The sequence below is a fragment of the Affinundibacterium danionis genome (genome assembly GCF_042432465.1).
Classification (GTDB): Bacteria; Pseudomonadota; Gammaproteobacteria; order Burkholderiales; family Burkholderiaceae_D; genus Undibacterium; species Undibacterium danionis.
In genome coordinates, this window is sequence record NZ_JBHLXJ010000026.1 from 1 (window position 1) to 2,435 (window position 2,435).

At 48.3% G+C, this 2,435-nt stretch carries 1 protein-coding gene and 1 pseudogene; both read right to left on the reverse strand.

Annotated elements, in window-relative coordinates; genetic code table 11:
- Positions 1 to 307: 307 nt before the first annotated feature.
- Positions 308 to 1,417, reverse strand: coding sequence for an IS91 family transposase (locus tag ACFFJH_RS18030; RefSeq protein ID WP_390214368.1), 1,110 nt, complete (start codon positions 1,415 to 1,417; stop codon positions 308 to 310).
- Positions 1,414 to 2,321, reverse strand: a pseudogene (locus tag ACFFJH_RS18035) (tyrosine-type recombinase/integrase). The gene ACFFJH_RS18030 and the pseudogene ACFFJH_RS18035 overlap by 4 nt, the downstream one beginning before the upstream one ends.
- Positions 2,322 to 2,435 lie beyond the last annotated feature (114 nt).

A 2,435-nucleotide genomic window follows, 5' to 3' on the forward strand; every position in this document is an offset into this window, starting at 1 on the left:
CTAACGAGTAAGGTTAGATCGTGACGCGAAGCGGCCACGATCTGAACCGTTTGTTGGACGAGCCCGATTTATTTGCGTGTGTTTGGGGATGGCTTATGCAAATAGCTTTTGCCTGTTCGCACTGTTGGTTTGAATGTCGATGTCTTGACGTTGATGAGATCTAGCTGAGCTTGAAATTGGCGTCGTTTTTCAGTTGATGCTCTCACTTCTCCTTATTTTTTACCGCGTATTTGCTGGTTTTTCTCAATGTAAAGACGAGTTTATCTAGCCGTCATTCGACGGTTGTTTTTGGGGTAAGCCAGAGCGCTTACATCATGATCCCCTTGTTGGTAGGAACCACATCTGGCATGGATACATTCTTGGCATTGGGACGATATCGAGATTCGATTCGTGTTTGTAGGATGCGTTTAATCCCACCGCAACAAGCACAAATCATGACCGGTCTTGGTGTCGGCGTGATCGCTGGTCGTTGGACTCGCAACAGGATTTGTAACAAGGTGATTTGTCGTTTGCAATTGGGATGAAGGAAGCCAAAGTTGCGAGCGCGACGAAAGCCTTTGGGTAGTATGTGTTGCAGTATTAAGCGTAAAAATTCCACGCCAGTGACCGTTCTGGTTTGCGTTGTCTTGGTTTTGGAATCGATATACCGAAAGCGCACATGTTGATCATCGCAAGAGAGGATATCTTTTTCTTGGATGACACCTCGGTACAAATACCGTCCTAAATAAGCGATCGCCTTGGCACCGCTACCAACTTGTTTACAGTCCACCACCCATTTATCCGTGATTCCTTTCGGTACGACGAACCCTAGTTTGGTGATGCCGTCCAACATCTTGGCACGAAAGACTTTCGCAAGCGCTTTATGATGAAAGAGGTACTTGGTTTGCTTGACCCGCCAGCGCTGTTGCTCGGTATTGATCGCCCCACTAGGTACCACCATGTGTACATGCGGATGGAAATCTAAGCGTCGGTTGTGCGTATGCAGTACCGCAATGGCACCGGTATTTCCCTGTAAGTGTTTATCATGCTGGCTAAACGTGTTGATGGTGTCCCAGGCAGTTTTGATGAGCAAATCATAGAGTGATTTCTGATGCTGCCACACCAGTGCTCGCCACTCTTTTGGGAGGGTAAATGTCAGCATGAAATAATCGACGGGCAGTAGTTTTGCTTGCTCTTGTTCGATCCAGCGCTGGGACTCATGGGCTTGGCAATGCGGGCAGGATCGGTGTCCGCACGAATGTGGCAAATAATCGGTTTTGAAACAAGCCTCACATTGCACGCGCATCTGTGCCGAAAGCCTTGTTCGACAATGCTTAAAAGCGCTCAGGGCGCGGCGTTGACTGGGTAAAAGTGATGTGGCATAGGTGCGCAGGAAGTCACCTTCAAAGCGTTGCAGGATATCGATCAAACGGATCATTTGATCTCTCCCCAATGGATGGAGAGTCGACTCATCAAGAGGTTGAGGCGTTCAACTGCGGTCTCGGTTTGATGATTGGTCAGATGCGTGTAACGCGTGGTGGTGAGGATGGATTGGTGGCCGAGGAACTGCTGTAAGTCTGAGAGATTGATGCCTGCTTCGATACAGTGCGTGGCATAACTATGCCTTAAGCTATGGGGTGAAATTCTTTTTTTAAACCGATATCGACGCACACGGCGCGCAAGGCTCTTTGTACACCACCATCGTCTAAGTGCGTTGGTGCAAGATGCGCTTTCTTTAAACCACCAGCACGATTCGGAAAGAGCAAATGCGGATGTCGATGCACCATCCAAAATTGACGCAGCACCGTTAAGGTAGAAACTGGCAGCGGCACGAAACGATCACGATTGCCTTTCGCGTCCCGAATCTGCACCCGCAGACGATCCGCGTCAATATCAGCAACTTGCAAGCGCAAGCCTTCCCCAAGGCGCAAGCCAAGACTGTATAGCACATAAAAAAACACGCGATAACTGAGTACCTTGGTGTTGGCAATGATCTGCTGCATTTGTTCTACTGTGACGATATCGGGCAAACGCTGGCTGTGAGGCGCCTTCACCAAATTCGGTGCAGGCCAGTCTTGGTGTAAGACTTTGTCGTAATAAAATTTAAGCCCATACAAATCGTGCTTGAGCGTACTCCACGAATGGGTGCTCAGTAATTGCGAGAAATACTGCGTTAACTGCGCCTCGGTTAAGGCATTAATTTGATATTGGAAATACAGTCCAGCACGCCGCACACCTTGCGAATAAGCTTCGATGGTTTTAGGACGAAAACCAGCAAGTCGAAGCCGCTGTAGATGGGTTTGATAATGCGATTCAAAGTCCGCAGGCCAGTCGTGATTCATGATCAATTCTCCTCAAAATAGTGCCTTCACCGTTGAAGGCTTGAGATAGAATTGTAATTTTGAATTTCGGAGTTGGTATGCTTTGTTTTCTCCGCGTAGCGGCTTCGTCCAACA